The sequence below is a fragment of the Pseudomonas sp. Z1-12 genome (assembly GCF_051132015.1).
In the GTDB taxonomy this organism is placed as follows: domain Bacteria; phylum Pseudomonadota; class Gammaproteobacteria; order Pseudomonadales; family Pseudomonadaceae; genus Aquipseudomonas; species Aquipseudomonas zanjanensis.
The window spans coordinates 4881900-4900221 of record NZ_CP071647.1 but is presented as its reverse complement, the minus strand read 5'-3'; the positions used below and the strand labels follow the sequence as shown (position 1 = coordinate 4900221).

Genomic DNA, 18322 nt, shown 5'->3' with positions numbered 1-18322 from the left:
GGCCTTTTGCATGACGGGTCGTTATCAGTGCTTGCTGTCCTGGTCCGACATCGCCAGCAATTGCTTTTCCTGGTTCCAGTCGAAAGGCTCGTCGTTCTGCTCGGCTTCGAAACGACGCTCTTCCAGGGCTTGGTACAGGGCGATTTCTTCGTCGGGCATGTAGTGCAGGCAGTCACCGGCGAAGTACCAGAGCAGGTCGCGAGGCACCAGGTGGGCGATCTGTGGATAACGGACGATTACCTGGCACAGCAGGTCCTGACCCAGGTACTGGCTTTCGATCGGGTCGACAGGCAGTAGCGCGCGCAACTCGTCGAAGCGCTCCAGGAACAAGGCGTGACTTTCTTCGGGCACCTGTTCGGCCTCGCCCACGGCGACCAGGATGCTGCGCAAATGGTCAAGCAAGACAAGGTGATCGGCAACGATGTTGGACACGAGATAAGTCCTCAAGAGCAAAACGGGCGCAGGAGTATAAAGCCCTTGCGCCCGCTTTTATAGGTGATGCACGTACCTGGTCGTCAGGTCACCGGACCTTGTCCTGGGCCAGCGTCAGTTCTTCCTTATCGAAATCATCCACATCGATGACCTTGCGCCGCGCCGCCTCGGCCGCGCGCAAGGCCTGCGCTTCGCCGGCTTGCAGCACACCGGCTTCCAGGGCCGCATCGATGAGGGGTTCGCCTGGCGCCGGGTTGAGCTGGCCCTGCTTGAGCGCACCGTGCAGTTTCTTGTGCAGCGGATGGGCGGCCGCCAGCAGATCGGCGGCGTGTTGCAGGGCGCCCACCGGGTCGTCGGTCGATTGCGGACGATAGCAACCTTGCAGCAACTCTTCGAGGGTCGGGTCACCCTTGGAGCGGCCAATGACCGCGGCCACCTCGGCGTCGAGCCTGTCACTCGGGCCTTTGTGACGACGACCGAAGGGGAACACCAGCAGGCGCAACAGGCAACCCAGCACCCGGTTCGGAAAGTTGCCCAGCAGCTCATCCAGCGCGCGTTCCGCCTGGCCGAGGCTTTCCTCCATGGCCCAGTTGAACAGCGGCGCCATGTGCTCCGGCGAATCGAGGTCGTGATAACGCTTGAGCGCGGCGGACGCCAGGTACAGGTTGCTCAAGACATCGCCCAAGCGGGCCGACAGGCGTTCGCGGCGTTTGAGCTCGCCGCCCAGCAGCATCATGCTCAGGTCTGCCAGAAGGGCGAATGCCGCTGCCTGGCGGTTGAGGGCGCGAAAATACCCCTGGCTCAAGGCATTGCCGGGTGCTCTCTCGAAATGCCCCAGCCCCAAGTTGAGCACCAGGGTGCTGGCGGCATTGCTGACCGCGAATCCGATGTGCTTGAGCAACAAGGCATCGAACTCGACCAGTGCCTGGTCCTTGTCTTCACGGGTCGCCAAGGCCATTTCCTTGAGCACGAACGGATGGCAGCGAATGGCGCCCTGGCCGAAGATCATCAGGTTGCGCGACAGAATGTTCGCGCCTTCGACCGTGATGAAGATCGGCGCACCTTGCCAACTGCGACCCAGGTAATTGTTCGGGCCCATGATGATGCCCTTGCCGCCATGCACGTCCATGGCGTGGCTGATGCACTCGCGACCGCGTTCGGTCAGGTGGTACTTGAGAATGGCCGACAGCACCGAGGGTTTTTCCCCCAGGTCCACCGCGTTGGCGGTCAGCATGCGTGCCGCATCCATCATCCAGGCATTGCCGCCGATGCGCGCCATGGCTTCCTGGATGCCTTCGAATGCCGACAACGGTACGTTGAACTGCTCGCGCACCTGGGCGTACTGGCCCGTTACCAGGCTGGTGAATTTCGCCGCACCGGTGCCCACCGCCGGCAGGGAAATCGAGCGTCCGACCGACAGGCAGTTCATCAGCATCATCCAGCCCTTGCCGAGCATGGCCTGGCCACCAATCAGGAAGTCCAGCGGGATGAACACGTCCTTGCCCCAGTTCGGCCCGTTCATGAACGCGGCGCCGAGGGGCAGGTGACGGCGGCCGATGTGCACGCCAGGGGTGTCGGTGGGAATCAAGGCGAGGCTGATGCCCAGGTCCTCTTCGTCACCCAGCAGGTGGTCGGGGTCATACGCCTTGAATGCCAAGCCCAAGAGGGTGGCGACCGGGCCGAGGGTGATGTAGCGCTTTTCCCAGTTCAGGCGCAGGCCGAGAGTTTCCTGGCCCTCCCATTCACCCTTGCAGATGATGCCGGTGTCGGGCATGGCTCCGGCGTCGGAGCCGGCCAGCGGCCCGGTCAGGGCGAAGCAGGGAATGTCGTCGCCACGGGCCAGGCGCGGCAGGTAGTGGTCGCGTTGTTCGTCGGTGCCGTAGTGCAGCAGCAGTTCCGCCGGGCCGAGGGAGTTGGGGACCATCACGGTGGAGGCCAGGTCACCGCTGCGGGTGGCCAGTTTCATCGCCACCTGGGAGTGGGCATAGGCGGAGAAACCCTTGCCGCCATATTCCTTGGGGATGATCAGCGCGAAGAACCCGTGCCTCTTGATGTGCGCCCAGGCTTCAGGCGGCAGGTCCATGGCCTGGCCGATCTGCCAGTCGCTGACCATCGCGCAGAGTGCTTCGGTGGGGCCGTCGAGGAACGCTTGCTCTTCCTCCGTCAGTTGCACCTTGGGGTAAGACAGCAGCAAGTCCCAGTCCGGGCGGCCGCTGAACAGTTCGCCGTCCCACCACACCGTACCGGCATCGATGGCGTCGCGCTCGGTCTCGGACATGGGCGGCAGGGTTTTCTGGAACCAGTCGAACATCGGCGCACTGAAGTATTTGCGGCGCAGGTCCGGTAGCAGCAGCGGGGCCGCGACAGCCGCGAGCACCACCCAGAGGATCAGCAGCAGCCAGCCGGGCGCATGGCTGAAAATGCCCATGGCCAACAGGTAGACCGCGACGATACCCAGCGCGGGCAGCGGGTCGGTGCGCCGATGCGCCAGCCAGGCGATCCCGACGACCAAGACCAGTATCCACAACAACAGCATATGTAATCCTCCGTGAACCAAGGCAAAACCGACCTTCAGAGCTTAGACGGCATCTGCAAAACCGGCGGTCAGCGCGATGTGATTGATTTCGTGGGAAACCCTGGGTTCATTGCGCCAGTCTGGTTGGCAACAGCCGTGGGAAATCGTTCGTTATCGAAGTGAGAAAACGCCATTGTTTGGCCGGAATGCCGTTATCGCTGGGCTGGGGCTGTGGATAGACTCGTGTTTTCCCGATGCCAATACACCAACCCTTGTTGTGGTGAGGACGCTTGTGGCGAGGGAGCTTGCTCCCGCTCGGTTGCGCAGCCACCGTAAAAGCTGGGGGCCGCTACGCAGCCCAGCGGGAGCAAGCTCCCTCGCCACAAGGATCTGGTTCGGCATACCAGCGGTGATGTCTCCCAAGAGGTCTTCCTTTTATGCAGCAATACCTGAACCCCAGCCGCTTCATCGACAGCGACCACCCCGCGGTCATCGACTTCGCCGAAACCCACCGCGGCGCCGATCGCGACCCGCTGGCTCAGGCGGTCAGCCTGTATTACGCCGTGCGCGAGGCGGTGCGCTACAACCCCTACACCTTCAGCCGTGACCCGGCGACCCTGCGGGGCAGTTACGCGTTGATGGCAGGCGAAAGCTATTGCGTGCCCAAGGCCACCTTGCTGGCCGGCTGTGCCCGGCATTGCGGCATCCCGGCGCGTATTGGCCTGGCGGACGTCCGTAATCACCTGTCTACGCCGCGCCTGCTGGCATTGCTCAGGAGCGACGTGTTTGCCATGCACGGTTATACCGAGCTGTACCTGAACGACCGCTGGGTCAAGGCCACGCCGGCTTTCAACCAAGGATTGTGCGAGTTGTTCGATGTGGCCCCGCTGGAGTTCGACGGTCGCCACGACAGCGTCTTCCACCCGTTCAATCGGCAAGGGGCGAAGCTGATGGAGTACGTCACCGAGCACGGCCAGTTCGCCGATGTGCCCGAGGTCTTCTTCTTCGAACACCTGGAAAAATGCTATCCGCACCTGTTCGGCGCGCAGGTGCCGCTCTTGCTCGGCGACATGCAGGGCGATTTGAGTCGCGCCTGATCCGGCGTATGCTGCTGCGGCATTTATCCATCGAGGACGCCGTGATGCTGAAGATATGGGGCCGGAAAAATTCATCGAATGTGCGCAAGGCGTTGTGGTGCGCAGAAGAGTTGGGGCTGGCCTACGAGGCCATCGATGCCGGCGGGGCATTCGGTGTGGTGGACACGCCCGAGTACCGTGCGAAAAACCCCAACGGCCGCGTGCCGATGATCGAAGACGACGGCTTCGTACTTTGGGAATCCAACACCATCGTGCGTTACCTGGCGGCGCGCCATGCGTCGGGCTCGGCCTGGTATCCGGCTGACGTGCAGGCACGGGCCCAGGCTGAGAAGTGGATGGACTGGACCACATCCAGCTTTGCGGCACCGTTTCGCACGGTGTTCTGGGGCGTCTTGCGTACCCCGGCCGAACAACAGGACTGGGCGGCCATCGATGCGGCGATCCAGGAATGTGACGACTTGCTGGCGATGGTCGAGCAGACCTTGAGCGAGCAGCCTTACCTGTCGGGTGATGAAATCGGCATGGGCGACATTCCCCTGGGCAGTTTCATTTATGCCTGGTTCGAGATGCCCATCCAGCGCGCCGAGCGGCCTGGTGTGAAGGCCTGGTACGCGCGGTTGCAGGAGCGTGCGGCCTACCGCAAGGCCGTCATGACCGCGTTGACTTAATACTTACTATCGACACACTTGACTGTACTTGTGCGGCGACGCCAAGCACCATTGCCTTCGTGCGCCGTGGTTGTATTGCTCGCCGCCCGCCCTTATCTATTCTTTTCTTCCCTCCCTTCTTGGTGCGTAATCCGATATGAGTTCCGCTCTGTCCATCCGGCAGTTAACCAAAACCTACGGCAACGGTTTCCAGGCCCTGAGTGGTATCGATCTGGATGTCGCCGAAGGTGATTTCTTCGCCTTGCTCGGCCCTAACGGTGCCGGCAAATCCACCACCATCGGCATTCTTTCCACCCTGGTGAACAAGACCGGCGGCACGGTGAATGTCTTTGGTCATGACCTGGACCGCGAGCCCGCAGCCCTCAAGCGCTGCATCGGCGTGGTGCCCCAGGAGTTCAACTTCAACCAGTTCGAAAAGACCTTCGACATCGTCGTGACCCAGGCCGGTTACTACGGCATCCCGCCGAAGATCGCCAACGAGCGCGCCGAGCAGTACCTGACCCAACTGGGCCTGTGGGACAAGCGTGACGTGCCGTCCCGCTCGCTGTCCGGCGGCATGAAACGTCGACTGATGATCGCCCGCGCGTTGGTACATGAGCCGCGCCTGCTGATCCTCGACGAGCCGACCGCCGGCGTGGACATCGAGCTGCGTCGTTCGATGTGGAGCTTCCTGACCGAGCTGAACCAGAAAGGCATCACCATCATCCTCACCACCCATTACCTGGAAGAGGCTGAGCAGTTGTGCCGCAACATCGGCATCATCGACCACGGCACCATCGTCGAGAACACCAGCATGCGCCAGTTGCTCAGCCAACTGCATGTGGAGACCTTCCTGCTGGACCTCAAAGGCGACTTGGCGACCGCCCCCCAGCTCATCGGTTATCCGGCTCGCCTGGTGGACAGCCACACCCTGGAAGTGCAAGTGGACAAAGCCGCGGGCATCACAGGCTTGTTCACCCAACTGGCCCTGCAAAACATTGAAGTGCTGAGCTTGCGCAACAAAACCAATCGCCTCGAGGAGTTGTTCGTGTCCCTGGTGGAGAAAAATCTGGCGAAGGTGGCGGTATGAGCATGAGTTCCGAACTGCGCCCCAACCTCATCGCCCTCAATACCATCGTCTACCGTGAAGTCCGCCGCTTCATGCGGATCTGGCCGCAGACGCTGCTGCCGCCGGCCATCACCATGGTCCTGTACTTCGTGATCTTCGGTAACCTGATCGGCCGGCAGATCGGCGACATGGGCGGCTTCACGTACATGGACTACATCGTGCCGGGGCTGATCATGATGTCGGTGATCACCAACTCCTACGGCAACGTGGTATCGAGCTTCTTCGGCAGCAAGTTCCAGCGTTCGATCGAAGAGTTGATGGTGTCGCCGGTGTCGCCCCATACGATCCTCGTTGGCTACACCTTGGGCGGCGTGCTGCGCGGCCTGGCGGTGGGCCTGATCGTGACGCTGCTGTCGTTGTTCTTCACCGATCTGCAGGTGCATCACTTGGGGGTGACGGTCTTGGTGGTGGTGCTCACGGCCACGATCTTTTCGCTGCTGGGTTTCATCAATGCCGTGTTTGCACGCAACTTCGATGACATCTCCATCATCCCGACGTTCGTGCTCACGCCGCTGACCTACCTGGGCGGGGTGTTCTACTCGATCTCCCTGCTGCCGCCGTTCTGGCAGACCGTGTCCCTGGCCAACCCGGTGCTGCATATGGTCAACGCCTTTCGCTACGGCATCCTCGGTGTGTCGGACATCAAGATCAGCATCGCCATCACCTTCATGCTGGTGGCGACCGTGGTGCTCTACATCGGCTGCGCGCGGTTGCTGGTCAGCGGGCGCGGGATGCGGACCTGACCCCGAACTCCTCTGTGGGAGGGCACAAAATTTGTGTTCACTAGAGATCCAGTGTGGGAGCGAGCTTGCTCGCGATGGCGGCGGTACATTCAACACCAATGCAAGCTGACCCACCGCTTTCGCGAGCAAGCTCGCTCCCACAGGGGGCAGTCAATGCACCACAAAAAAGGCCTCCCTTCCCAGGAGGCCTTTGTGCATCTCACATCCGGCTTTTCTTGCGCCGCCGCCACTGCCGCGCCACCCACCAGCGCCAATAACTCATGGTGACGAAGTAGGCCAGGGCGCCGAGCACCAGGCCGGTCACCACCGAGCCCAGCAGGAACGGTTGCCACAAGGTGGACAACTGGCCGCTGATCCATTCCCAGGTCAGTTCTTCGGGCAGCGTCCGGGCGGGTACGTCCATCAACCAGGCGCCGGTCTGGTAGGTGCAGAAAAACACCGCTGGCATGGTGATCGGGTTGGTCAGCCACACCAGGCTCACCGCAATCGGCATATTGCCGCGCACCGTAACGGCCAGCGCCGCGGCCAGCAACATCTGCAACGGGATCGGCAGGAACGCGGCGAACAGGCCAACGGCCATCGCCCGCGCCACTGAGTGCCGATTGAGGTGCCAAAGATTGGGATCGTGCAGCAGGGTACCGAGAAAACGTAAGGACTTATGTTCCCGAATGCTCTCTGGGTCTGGCATGTAACGTTTGAATAGGCGCCGGGGCATAAGGCTTCTCGGTCGGTTCAACGCAATTAAAGCCGCAAGTATGTCTGGATTCTACGGCTGGCAGATTCAGACTTTGTGACAATTGATAACGCCAGCGGTGCCGCGAACCGTCTATGCCTGAAGGGGGCACTCTCAAGGACGGGTTATGCGCACAGGATTAGTCGCGCTTGCATTGGGGCTGGTGGCCCCGATTTTTTTACCGGCACTGCCGTCGTTGTGGCTGGTTGCAGCCATGCCGCTGCTGGCGTTGATGGTGTTGCCGTTTCGAACCTACCCGCTGGGTTTTTTCCTGTTCGGGCTGGCCTGGGCCTGCCTGTCGGCGCAGTGGGCGCTGGACGAACGGTTGCCCGCTACCCTGGACGGAGAAACCCGCTGGGTCGAAGGGCGCGTCGTCGGTTTGCCGCAACAGGGCGACGGCGTGGTGCGCTTCGAACTGGCCGATGTCCAATCACGTCGTACCCGGTTACCGAAAACGCTGCGCCTCGCCTGGTTTGGTGGCCCGCCCGTCAACAGCGGCGAACGCTGGCGATTGGCAGTGAAGCTCAAGCGACCCGCCGGGTTGCTGAACCCGCACGGCTTCGATTATGCCGCCTGGTTGTTGAGCCGGGGTATCGGCGCGACCGGGACGATCAAGCAAGGGCGTCTCCTGCAAGCGGCCCGGGGCGCCTGGCGTGACGAGGTGCGCCAGGCGCTGGCACAGGTCGATGCCTACGGCCGCTCCGGTGCGCTGGCGGCATTGGTCCTGGGCGACGGTGGCGGGCTGAGTCGCGAGGATTGGCAGGTGTTGCAAGACACCGGCACCGTTCATTTACTGGTGATTTCCGGGCAACACATCGGCCTGCTTGCCGGCCTGGTGTACCTGTTGGTGGCCGGCGCGGCGCGTTATGGCCTTTGGCCGGCGGGGCTCGCGTGGTTGCCTTGGGCCTGTGCGCTGGCCTTTTGCGCCGCCCTGGGCTACGGCTTGCTCGCCGGGTTCGAGGTGCCGGTGCGACGGGCCTGCGCGATGATCGGCCTGGTGTTGCTGTGGCGCTTGCGCTTCAAGCAGCCTGATCCTTGGTGGGCCTGGCTGCTGGCCTTCGCCGGGGTGCTGGTGTTCGACCCGCTCGCCAGCCTGCGGCCGGGATTTTGGTTGTCGTTCGCGGCCGTCGCCATCTTGATGTTCACCTTTGGTGCTCGCCTGGGGCCCTGGCGCTGGTGGCAAACCTGGACCCGAGCCCAGTGGCTGATTGCGCTCGGCCTGTGTCCGCTGCTGTTGATCGTGGGCTTGCCGGTCAGCCTCAGCGGACCGCTGGTGAACCTGTTCGCGGTGCCGTGGATCAGCCTGCTGGTCTTGCCACCGGCGCTGCTCGGCACGGCGTTGCTGCCAGTGCCGCTCATCGGTGAAGGGCTGCTGTGGATCGCAGGCGGTTTACTCGATCTGCTGTTCAGGGGGCTGGCGTTGGTGGCTGGGCGATTGCCCGCCTGGGTGCCGGTTGCGGTCCCGTCCTGGGCCTTGGGTATCGCCGCCCTGGGGGCATTTCTGCTGCTATTGCCCAAAGGGGTGCCGCTGCGCTTGCTGGGGTGGCCGATGGTCTTGCTGATGGTGTTCCCGCCGCGAGAGAACCTGCCGCCAGGGCACGCCGAGGTCTGGCAACTGGACGTCGGCCAAGGACTGGCGGTGCTGGTACGCACCCGGCATCACACCTTGCTTTACGACGCCGGGCCGCGTTTTGGCGAGGCCGATGTGGGCGAACGTGTCGTGCTGCCGACCTTGCGTAAACTCGGCGTGCACGGCTTGGACCTGATGCTTCTCAGCCATGCCGACGCCGATCATGCCGGAGGCGCCCGCGCCGTGCGCAAGGGATTGCCGACGATGGAAGTGATCAGTGGCGATCCCGACGCGCTGCCTGAGCAATTGCAGGCCGGGCCTTGCGACAGCGGCAGGCGTTGGGAGTGGGATGGCGTCGGGTTCGAACTGTGGCGCTGGGCCTCTGCCGTCGAAAGCAACCAGAAGTCCTGCGTCCTGCTGGTAGAGGCCGGCGGCGAACGCTTGCTGCTGACCGGCGATATCGACACCCACGCCGAACGCGCCCTGCTCGACGAAGCCTTGGCGCTGCCGATCCAGTGGTTGGCCGCGCCTCATCACGGCAGCCGCAGCTCGTCGTCGATGGCCTTGCTGTCGCGCCTCAAGCCGCATTCGGTGCTGATCTCCCGAGGGCAGGGCAACGCGTTCGGCCATCCCCATCCCCAAGTGATGGCACGGTACCGCCGCTCGGGCCTGGCGATTTACGACAGCGCCGAGCAGGGAGCCATTCGTCTGCAACTGGGCGCGTTCGAGTTGCCGCGCACCGAGGCCGGGCACCGACGCTACTGGCGCGATCCGCCCGGCGTCGGGCCACCGCGGCAACATTGATCCAGGGCAATCGACGGATGCGCTTATCGGCGGAGCGGGTCTGCAAGGCGAGTCTGTGTGATAAAGTGGCGCACTTTTTCGAGGGGGCAGTCACTGTGTGGGAATTGGTCAAATCCGGCGGCTGGATGATGTTGCCGATCATTCTGAGTTCCATCGCGGCACTGGGTATCGTTGCCGAACGCCTGTGGACCCTGCGGGCCAGCCGCGTGACCCCGGAGCATCTGCTCGGGCAGGTCTGGGTCTGGATCAAGGACAAGCAGCTGAACAAGGACAAGCTCAAGGAGCTGCGGGCCAGTTCGCCGCTGGGGGAAGTCCTCGCGGCTGGCCTGGCGAACTCCAAGCATGGTCGCGAGATCATGAAGGAATGCATCGAGGAGGCCGCCGCCCGGGTCATCCATGAACTGGAGCGCTACATCAATACCCTGGGCACCATCGCCGCCATGTCCCCGCTGCTGGGCCTGCTGGGTACGGTGCTGGGCATGATCGACATCTTCAGCGCATTTACCGGTTCCGGCATGACCACCAACGCCGCCGTACTGGCAGGGGGTATTTCCAAGGCCCTGATCACCACCGCCGCTGGCCTGATGGTCGGTATTCCGGCGGTGTTCTTCCATCGATTCCTGCAACGCCGTGTGGACGAGTTGGTGGTGGGCATGGAGCAGGAAGCCATCAAACTGGTCGAGGTGGTGCAGGGTGACCGTGACGTGGACCTGGCTGGGGGCAAGAAGTGAAATTCCGCCGCAAGCCCCGGGAAAACATCGAAATCAACCTTGCGTCGCTGATCGACGTGGTGTTCATCCTGCTGCTGTTTTTCGTCGTGACCACCACGTTCACCCGGGAAACCCAGCTCAAGGTTGAGTTGCCGGAAGCCGTCAGCGGCTCGCCGGCCGAAGACCAGCAACTCAAGAACCTGGAAGTCACTATCAGCGCCGAAGGGGCGTTTTCGGTGAACAACCAATTGCTGCCCAAGAGCGACCTGGCGAGCCTGATCGAGGCCTTGCAGAAAGAGTCTGGCGGCGACACCAACCTGCCGCTGTCCATCAGCGCCGACGGCAAGACCCCTCATCAATCGGTGATCACCGCCATGGACGCGGCCGGCAAGCTCGGTTTCAGCCATCTGCGCATGACCACGGTCGAGGCGGCTCCGGCACCCTGATGGCCATGTCCGATCGATTGCTTGCCGCGTGGTATGACGGTCACCCGGCCCTGACCCTGCTGCGCCCACTGGAGTGGTTGTACCGGCGGGTGGTGGTGGGCAAGCGCGAGCGTTTCCTGGCAGGTGAAGGCCAGATCTACCAGCCGCCCGTGCCGTTGGTGGTGGTGGGCAATATCACTGTTGGTGGCACCGGCAAGACGCCGTTGATCCTGTGGCTGATCCAGCACTGCCAGCGCAGTGGCCTGCGGGTCGGGGTGGTCAGCCGGGGCTATGGTGCCAAGCCGCCGCAACTGCCGTGGCGGGTCGCGGCCGAGCAGGGCGCCGATGTCGCGGGGGACGAGCCGCTGTTGATCGTCCAGCGCACGGGCGTGCCGCTGATGATCGACCCTGATCGCAGTCGCGCGGTCCAGGCGCTGCTGGAGAGCGAACCGCTGGACCTGATCCTGTCCGACGATGGCATGCAGCATTATCGGTTGGCCCGGGACCTTGAGCTGGTGCTGATCGACAGCGCCCGCGGCCTCGGCAACCGACGTTGCCTGCCCGCCGGGCCATTGCGCGAGCCGGTGGAGCGCCTGCAATCGGTCGATGCCGTGCTGTACAACGGTGCCAGTGCCGACCGCGAAGACGGCTTCGCCTTCCAACTGCGTCCCACCGAACTGGTGAACCTGGCGAGCGGCGAGCGCCGTCCCCTCGACCATTTTCCATCCGGCCAGGCCTTGCACGCCGTGGCCGGCATCGGCAATCCCCAGCGTTTCTTCAAGACCCTCGAAACGCTACACTGGCGGCCCATACCGCACGGGTTTGCCGACCATGCGGAATACAGCGCCCAGGCCTTGAATTTCACGCCATCCCTGCCGGTGGTGATGACGGAAAAAGACGCGGTCAAATGCCGTGCCTTCGCCGCGCCCGACTGGTGGTACCTGGCGGTGGACGCCGCGCCGTCGCCGGCCTTTGCGGCCTGGTTCGATACGCAGTTGATGCGCCTGTTGCCGGATCGGCTCTTGCCTTAACACCTTTTACCCAGGGGAATTCCATGGACACCAAACTGCTCGATATTCTGGCCTGCCCGGTCTGCAAAGGCCCGCTCAAGCTCAGCGCCGACAAGACCGAACTGATCAGCAAGGGCGCCGGCCTGGCTTACCCGATTCGCGACGGCATCCCGGTAATGCTCGAAAGCGAAGCCCGCACCCTGACCACCGACGAGCGCCTGGATAAATGACTACCGCCTTTACCGTTGTCATTCCGTCGCGCTTTGCCTCGACGCGCCTGCCCGGCAAGCCGCTGCTGTCGATTGCCGGCAAGCCGATGATCCAGCATGTCTGGGAACAGGCCTGCAAAAGCAACGCCCAGCGCGTCGTGGTGGCGACAGACGATGCGCGCATCGTCGAGGCCTGCAAAGACTTTGGCGCCGAGGTCGTACTGACGCGCGAAGACCATAATTCTGGCACCGATCGCCTGGCGGAAGTCGCGGCGAAGCTTGGTCTGGCCGCCGACGCGATCGTCGTCAATGTGCAAGGTGACGAGCCGTTGATCCCGCCGAGCGTGATCGATCAGGTCGCCGCCAACCTCGCGGCCCACACCGAAGCGCGCATGGCCACCCTGGCCGAGCCGATCGAGGATGTGCAGACCTTGTTCAACCCCAACGTGGTCAAGGTGGTCAGCGACCTCAATGGCCTGGCGTTGACCTTCAGCCGCGCGACGTTGCCCTGGGCGCGGGATGCCTTCGCCCAAGACCGCGACGTGCTGCCAGAAGGCGTGCCGTACCGCCGTCACATCGGCATCTACGCCTACCGCGCCGGTTTCCTCCAGGACTTCGTCACCTGGGGCCCGTGCTGGCTGGAAAACACTGAAGCGCTGGAACAACTGCGGGCCTTGTGGCATGGCGTGCGGATCCATGTCGCCGATGCGTTGATCGCCCCGCCGACCGGTGTCGACACCGCCGAAGACCTCGAGCGCGTTCGTCGCCTGCTGGAGGCCTGATGCGGGTCCTGTTTGTCTGCCTCGGCAATATCTGCCGCTCGCCCACCGCCGAAGGCATCTTGCGCCACAAGTTGCGCGAGGCCGGGCTGGCCGGACAGGTGGAAGTCGCTTCCGCCGGCACCGGTGACTGGCACGTCGGCAAGGCCCCGGACAAGCGCAGCCAGGCCGCCGCCCTGCGGCGTGGCTACGACTTGTCGGCCCAGCGCGCGCAACAGGTGACGCGCGCCGATTTCGCCGCCTACGACCTGATCCTGGCGATGGACAGCAGCAACCTGCGCAATCTCCAGGCCCTGCAACCGGCGAAGGGCAGGGCCGAACTGGATCTGTTCCTGCGGCGCTACGAAGCCGAACTCGACGATGTGCCGGACCCGTACTACGACGGCGAGCAGGGCTTCGAGCAGGTGCTGGATTTGATCGAGCGCGCCACGGATCGCCTGGTAATCGAATTGAAGGGGCGGTTATGACCTTGCAGGTGCGGGCGGGCGTCAGTCTCAAGCCCTTCAACAGTTTTGGCGTGGACGTCAGCGCCCGCTTGTTCGCCGAAGCCCACAGCGACGCCGATGTACGCCAGGCGCTGGCCTACGCCAGTGACCATGGCGTGCCGTTGCTAGTGATCGGCGGCGGCAGTAACTTGTTGCTGACCGACGACATCGACGCCTTGGTGGTGCGCATGGCCAGCCAGGGGATCCGCCTGCTCAGTGATGACGGCGAGCGGGTGGTGGTCGAGGCCGAAGCCGGGGAACCCTGGCATCCCTTCGTCCAGCACACGCTGGCGCAAGGTTGGTCGGGCCTGGAAAACCTCAGCCTGATTCCCGGTACTGTGGGCGCGGCACCGATGCAAAACATCGGCGCCTACGGTGTGGAGATCAAGGATGTCTTCGCCGGCCTCACCGCGCTGGATCGCCAGAGCGGCGAATTGCACGAGTTCACCCTCGAAGAATGCCGTTTCGCTTACCGCGACAGCCTGTTCAAGCAACAGGCCGGGCGCTGGTTGATCCTGCGGGTGCGTTTCGCCCTAAGTCGCGCTGCGCACTTGCACTTGGAATACGGTCCGGTCCGCCAGCGATTGACCGAACAGGGCATCGATCAGCCGACGCCCACGGATGTGAGCCGGGCCATTTGCAGCATCCGCAGCGAAAAACTCCCCGACCCGGCCGTGCTGGGCAACGCCGGCAGCTTCTTCAAGAACCCGCTGGTGCCGGCCACGCACGTGACCCATCTCAAGCAGCAATACCCCGACCTGGTGGCTTATCCACAGCCTGGCGGGCAGATGAAAATCGCTGCTGGCTGGCTGATCGAACGGGCCGGCTGGAAGGGCTTTCGCGAGGGCGATGCCGGGGTGCATAAGTTGCAGGCGTTGGTGCTGGTCAACTACGGCAACGCTACCGGCCCGCAATTGTTGGACCTGGCCCTGCGCATCCAGAAAGACATTGCCGAACGTTTCCAGGTCGAGCTGGAAATGGAACCCAATCGGTACTGAGCGGCCTTCTCGCAATCGCCTGAAAAAACGCCCTGCACACCCTGCACACGATCATTTGTGCAGGATTGTGCAGGGCGTTTTGCTTGATCCTGGGTTAATTTAGCCTCCTGACGATGCGACCATCGCATCCAAAAGGCCCGATGCAGACGCCTGCGTGCGCTTGCATAAGAGAGCCTGATCAGCCTGAGCCAGTCTGCGCGAACCGAACCGCTAACCCAGCGGCAGATTGCTCGACCCCATCATTCGATCACTGTGCGGGCGTGCCCATGATTACCCTGAAACTCAATGGAAAAGACCATCAACTGGATGTGACCGAGGACATGCCGCTGCTCTGGGCTATCCGGGATGTGGCCGGCTACAACGGCACCAAATTCGGCTGCGGCATGGGCCTGTGCGGCGCCTGCACCATCCACATCGACGGCGCCCCGGCCCGCAGCTGCATTACACCAATCGGCTCGGTGAAAGGGCAGGCCATCAGCACCATCGACGGGCTTCACGCCGACCCGGTCGGGCAAGTCGTCCAGAAGGCCTGGCTCGATACCGCCGTGGCCCAGTGCGGTTACTGCCAGGGCGGGCAGATCATGTCCGCCACGGCGCTGCTCAAGACCAACCCCAACCCGAGCGATGAGCAGATCGAGGAAGCCATGGTCGGCAATCTCTGCCGCTGCGGCACCTACAACCGGATCAAGACCGCGATCCGCCAAGCCTCCACTCACCTGAAGGAGGCCAAGGCATGAGCCGCTTGCCCGATGATTTCGTGCTGAGCAACCTCAGCCGTCGTGGTTTCCTCAAGGGCGCGAGCGCCACCGGTGTGCTGGTGCTGGCGGCCACGTGGGGCCTGCCGGAGGCCTTTGCCGAAGAGAAGAAATTCGGCGCCGAGGGCATGCCCCATGGCGCGGTCGACGATCCCAAGGTCTATGTGAGCATTGCCGCCGATGGCAGCGTGACCGTGATCTGCAACCGTTCGGAAATGGGCCAGGGCGTGCGCACCAGCCTGAGCATGGTCGTGGCCGATGAGCTGGAAGCCGACTGGGCACTCGTCAAGGTCAAGCAAGCGCCGGCCGATGAAGCGCGTTTCGGCAACCAGGACACTGACGGCTCGCGCAGCATGCGTCACTGGTACGAGCCGATGCGCCGTTGCGGGGCCGCCGCCCGGACCATGCTCGAACTGGCCGCCGCTGCACAGTGGAAGGTGCCAGTAGGCGAATGCCGTGCCCAGCTGCATGAAGTGGTGCACCAGCCTTCGGGGCGCGAACTGGGCTATGGCGAGTTGGCCGCTGCCGCGAGCGCCTTGCCAGTGCCGGGCCGTGACAGCCTGCGCCTCAAACAACCCTCCGAGTTCCGCTATATCGGCAAGGAAGCGAGCCGGGCCATTGATGGCGCGGACATCGTCAACGGTCGCGCAGTCTTCGGGGCTGACGTGCATTTTGACGACATGCTCTATGCCGTCATCGCGCGTCCGCCGGTCTATGGCGGCAAGGTCAAGAGTGTGGACAGCAGCGCGGCGTTGAAGGTGCCGGGCGTGGTCAAGGTGGTGTCGATTGAAGGGCGACCGCTGCCCTCGGAGTTCCAGCCGTTGGGCGGTGTGGCGGTGGTGGCGAAGAACACCTGGGCGGCGATCAAGGGCCGCGAGGCCCTGAAGATCCAGTGGGACGACGGCCCGAATGCCGGTTACGACTCCATTGCCTATCGCAAGGAGTTGGAAGCGGCGGCCCTCAAGCCGGGAAAAGTCGTGCGCAGCAGCGGCGACCTCGACGATGCGCTGGCCAAGGCTGATTCAACATTGGAGGCATCGTATTACTTGCCGCACCTGTCGCAATCGCCTATGGAGCCGATGGTTGCCGCCGCCCGGTTCAAGGACGGCCAATGCGAGGCCTGGGCCCCGAGCCAGGCGCCGCAGGTCACTCGTGAACGTGTCGCTGAGCGCCTGGGCATTCCTTTCGAGAAGGTCACGGTGAATATCACCTTGTTGGGCGGCGGTTTCGGACGCAAGTCGAAACCCGATTTTGTCGTCGAAGCGGCGGTGCTCGCCAAGGAATTTCCCGGCCAGGCCGTACGCGTGCAGTGGACCCGTGAGGACGATATTCACCACTCGTATTTCCACACCGTGTCGGCCGAATACCTGAAGGCCGGCTTGAACAAGGACGGCATGCCTGCCGGTTGGCTGCATCGCACCGTGGCCCCGACCATCACCGCATTGTTTGCACCGGGCATGACCCACGAGGCGCCGTTCGAAGTGGGCATGGGCGTGACCAACATGGCCTACGCCATTGCCAACCTGCGCCTGGAAAACCCCGAGGCGGCGGCCCATACCCGGGTGGGCTGGTACCGCTCGGTGTCGAACATTCCCCATGGTTTTGCGATCCAGAGCTTTATTGACGAGTTGGCCCACAAGGCCGGCCAGGATCCGCTGAAGTACCACCTCAAGCTGCTGGGCCCGGACCGCAAGATCGATCCGAATAGCCTCAATGACAGTTGGAACTACGGCGAAGCCCCCGAGCGTTATCCGATCGATACGGCGCGGATCCGCACGGTGCTGGAAACCGCGGCGAAGGCTGCCGGTTGGGGGCGCGAGTTGCCCAAGGGCCGAGGGTTGGGGCTGGCGGTGCATTACAGCTTCGTCACCTACGTGGCGGCGGCGATTGAAGTCGAGGTCAAGGACGACGGCACGGTGATCGTGCACAAGGCGGACATCGCCGTGGACTGCGGTCCGCAGATCAACCCCGAACGCATCCGCTCACAGTTCGAAGGCGCCTGTGTCATGGGCCTGGGCAATGCGATGGTGGGCGAGATCAGCTTCAAGGACGGCAAGGTGCAGCAGGACAACTTCCATATGTATGAAATCGCGCGCATGTCCCTGGCGCCCAAGGAAGTGGCGGTGCATCTGGTCACGCCGCCGGGCGAGGTGCCGTTGGGCGGTGTCGGCGAGCCGGGCGTGCCGCCGATTGCGCCAGCCTTGTGCAACGCGATCTTCGCCGCCACGGGCAAGCGTATCCGTAACCTGCCTGTGCGCTATCAGCTGCAAGGCTGGCAACAGGCCAAGGCCTGATGGACAGCGTCGATCTGAATGTCTTGCGCAGCGTGCTTGAATGGCGTCGCGCCGGGCAGCGGGTGGTGTTGTTCACCGTGGTCCAGACCTGGGGCACCGCGCCCAGGCCGCCGGGGGCGATGCTGGCCCTGCGTGAAGATGGCGTGGTGATTGGTTCGGTGTCGGGCGGTTGTGTCGAGGATGACCTGATCGCCCGGTTGCACGACGGCCGCATTCCGGCGGACGGTCCGCCGGTGCAACTGATCACCTATGGCGTTACTCGCGAAGAGGCGGCGCGCTTCGGCCTGCCGTGCGGTGGCACCCTGCGCCTGACCGAAGAGCGGGTGGGCGATCCGCACTGGGTCGCCCAGTTGCTGGAGCGTTGCGAGGCCCATGAAATCGTTGCCCGTGAGCTGACCGTCGCCAGCGGCAACGTGGTCTTGACCCCGGCCAGCAAGACCGACGCTTTGGTGTTCGATGGGCAGGTGTTGCGGGCCATTTACGGCCCGCGATGGCGGCTGCTGCTGATCGGTGCCGGACAGCTGTCGCGCTACGTGGCGGAAATGGCTCGGCTACTGGATTTCGAGGTGCTGATCTGCGATCCGCGCAAGGAGTTCGTCTACGGTTGGGAGGAGCAGCATGGGCGCTTCGTCTCCGGCATGCCCGACGAAGCCGTGCTGAGCATCCAGACCGACGAGCGCACGGCCATTGTGGCCCTGACCCATGACCCACGCCTGGACGACATGGCGCTGCTCACGGCGCTGGATTCCAAGGCTTTTTATGTCGGCGCCCTGGGTTCGCGGGTCAACAGCCAGAAGCGCCGGGACAACCTGGCTCAGCTAGGCTTGTCAGCAGAGGCCATTGAACGCTTGCATGGACCGATTGGCTTGCACATCGGCAGTCACACCCCGGCGGAAATCGCCTTGTCGTTGCTGGCGGAAATCGTGGCCATCAAGAATGGCGTGGAGCTGCGGCAGAAAAAGCCGCTGTAAGCCATGGGCAAGGAGG

Annotated in this window: 18 protein-coding genes; 15 read left to right on the top strand and 3 right to left on the bottom strand. The window is 63.5% G+C overall.

Translation table 11 applies throughout. The features are described from left to right. Window positions 1-24: 24 nt before the first annotated feature. A complete protein-coding gene (locus J3P85_RS21120) occupies window positions 25-432 on the bottom strand; it encodes a PA2817 family protein (protein WP_434703343.1) in 408 nt (135 codons plus the stop codon). Window positions 433-520: 88 nt separating this feature from the next. Then, window positions 521-2968: an acyl-CoA dehydrogenase gene (locus J3P85_RS21115; protein WP_434703341.1), complete on the bottom strand. Its 2448-nt coding sequence runs from the start codon at window positions 2966-2968 to the stop codon at window positions 521-523. A gap of 416 nt (window positions 2969-3384) precedes the next feature. Between J3P85_RS21115 and J3P85_RS21110 the strand changes: the two genes are divergently transcribed. The 4 genes from J3P85_RS21110 (at window position 3385) to J3P85_RS21095 (ending at window position 6563) form a co-directional block, all read left to right on the top strand. After that, window positions 3385-4044 (top strand): transglutaminase-like domain-containing protein, encoded by a 660-nt coding sequence (locus J3P85_RS21110; RefSeq protein ID WP_434703340.1) that lies wholly within the window; start codon window positions 3385-3387, stop codon window positions 4042-4044. A 44-nt stretch (window positions 4045-4088) separates the two neighbouring features. Further along, window positions 4089-4712 carry a glutathione S-transferase family protein gene (locus tag J3P85_RS21105; RefSeq protein ID WP_434703338.1) on the top strand — a complete coding sequence of 208 codons (624 nt, stop codon included), beginning with the start codon at window positions 4089-4091 and terminating at the stop codon, window positions 4710-4712. Between the two features lie 136 nt (window positions 4713-4848). Next, window positions 4849-5781 carry an ABC transporter ATP-binding protein gene (locus J3P85_RS21100; protein WP_434703336.1) on the top strand — a complete coding sequence of 311 codons (933 nt, stop codon included), beginning with the start codon at window positions 4849-4851 and terminating at the stop codon, window positions 5779-5781. A gap of 2 nt (window positions 5782-5783) precedes the next feature. Beyond that, a complete protein-coding gene (locus J3P85_RS21095; RefSeq protein ID WP_411387542.1) occupies window positions 5784-6563 on the top strand; it encodes an ABC transporter permease in 780 nt (259 codons plus the stop codon). 199 nt (window positions 6564-6762) lie between these two features. On the opposite strand, the gene J3P85_RS21090 is transcribed toward J3P85_RS21095, so the two are convergent. After that, complete coding sequence (locus J3P85_RS21090; protein WP_046063671.1) at window positions 6763-7278, bottom strand: DUF2062 domain-containing protein; 516 nt, start codon at window positions 7276-7278, stop codon at window positions 6763-6765. Window positions 7279-7423: 145 nt separating this feature from the next. Here J3P85_RS21090 and J3P85_RS21085 point away from each other — a divergent pair, with 145 nt between their 5' ends. The 11 genes from J3P85_RS21085 to J3P85_RS21035 all read left to right on the top strand — a co-directional run bounded on the left by J3P85_RS21085 (window position 7424) and on the right by J3P85_RS21035 (window position 18306). Continuing rightward, a complete protein-coding gene (locus J3P85_RS21085; RefSeq protein WP_434703335.1) occupies window positions 7424-9670 on the top strand; it encodes a DNA internalization-related competence protein ComEC/Rec2 in 2247 nt (748 codons plus the stop codon). Window positions 9671-9765: 95 nt separating this feature from the next. Further along, window positions 9766-10401 carry a MotA/TolQ/ExbB proton channel family protein gene (locus tag J3P85_RS21080; RefSeq protein WP_024616893.1) on the top strand — a complete coding sequence of 212 codons (636 nt, stop codon included), beginning with the start codon at window positions 9766-9768 and terminating at the stop codon, window positions 10399-10401. After that, on the top strand, window positions 10398-10826 hold the full coding sequence (locus J3P85_RS21075) for a biopolymer transporter ExbD (RefSeq protein ID WP_207964794.1): 429 nt from the start codon (window positions 10398-10400) through the stop codon (window positions 10824-10826). The genes J3P85_RS21080 and J3P85_RS21075 overlap by 4 nt, the downstream gene beginning before the upstream one ends. Beyond that, complete coding sequence (lpxK, locus tag J3P85_RS21070) at window positions 10826-11836, top strand: tetraacyldisaccharide 4'-kinase (RefSeq protein WP_434574749.1); 1011 nt, start codon at window positions 10826-10828, stop codon at window positions 11834-11836. The genes J3P85_RS21075 and lpxK overlap by 1 nt, the downstream gene beginning before the upstream one ends. A gap of 23 nt (window positions 11837-11859) precedes the next feature. Beyond that, window positions 11860-12045 (top strand): Trm112 family protein, encoded by a 186-nt coding sequence (locus tag J3P85_RS21065; protein WP_003179363.1) that lies wholly within the window; start codon window positions 11860-11862, stop codon window positions 12043-12045. Next, the gene (gene kdsB / locus J3P85_RS21060; protein WP_434703333.1) at window positions 12042-12806 is read left to right on the top strand and encodes a 3-deoxy-manno-octulosonate cytidylyltransferase; all 765 of its coding nucleotides are present in this window, start codon (window positions 12042-12044) and stop codon (window positions 12804-12806) included. Before J3P85_RS21065 ends, kdsB begins: the two co-directional genes overlap by 4 nt. Then, window positions 12806-13270, top strand: coding sequence for a low molecular weight protein-tyrosine-phosphatase (locus tag J3P85_RS21055; protein ID WP_186707183.1), 465 nt, complete (start codon window positions 12806-12808; stop codon window positions 13268-13270). Before kdsB ends, J3P85_RS21055 begins: the two co-directional genes overlap by 1 nt. Continuing rightward, window positions 13267-14286 carry a UDP-N-acetylmuramate dehydrogenase gene (gene murB, locus J3P85_RS21050; protein ID WP_434703331.1) on the top strand — a complete coding sequence of 340 codons (1020 nt, stop codon included), beginning with the start codon at window positions 13267-13269 and terminating at the stop codon, window positions 14284-14286. The genes J3P85_RS21055 and murB overlap by 4 nt, the downstream gene beginning before the upstream one ends. Window positions 14287-14552: 266 nt before the next feature. After that, on the top strand, window positions 14553-15023 hold the full coding sequence (locus tag J3P85_RS21045; protein ID WP_053123841.1) for a (2Fe-2S)-binding protein: 471 nt from the start codon (window positions 14553-14555) through the stop codon (window positions 15021-15023). Continuing rightward, on the top strand, window positions 15020-17335 hold the full coding sequence (locus tag J3P85_RS21040; RefSeq protein WP_434703329.1) for a molybdopterin cofactor-binding domain-containing protein: 2316 nt from the start codon (window positions 15020-15022) through the stop codon (window positions 17333-17335). The genes J3P85_RS21045 and J3P85_RS21040 overlap by 4 nt, the downstream gene beginning before the upstream one ends. Next, window positions 17335-18306, top strand: coding sequence for an XdhC family protein (locus J3P85_RS21035; RefSeq protein ID WP_013694000.1), 972 nt, complete (start codon window positions 17335-17337; stop codon window positions 18304-18306). The genes J3P85_RS21040 and J3P85_RS21035 overlap by 1 nt, the downstream gene beginning before the upstream one ends. Window positions 18307-18322: the final 16 nt, after the last annotated feature.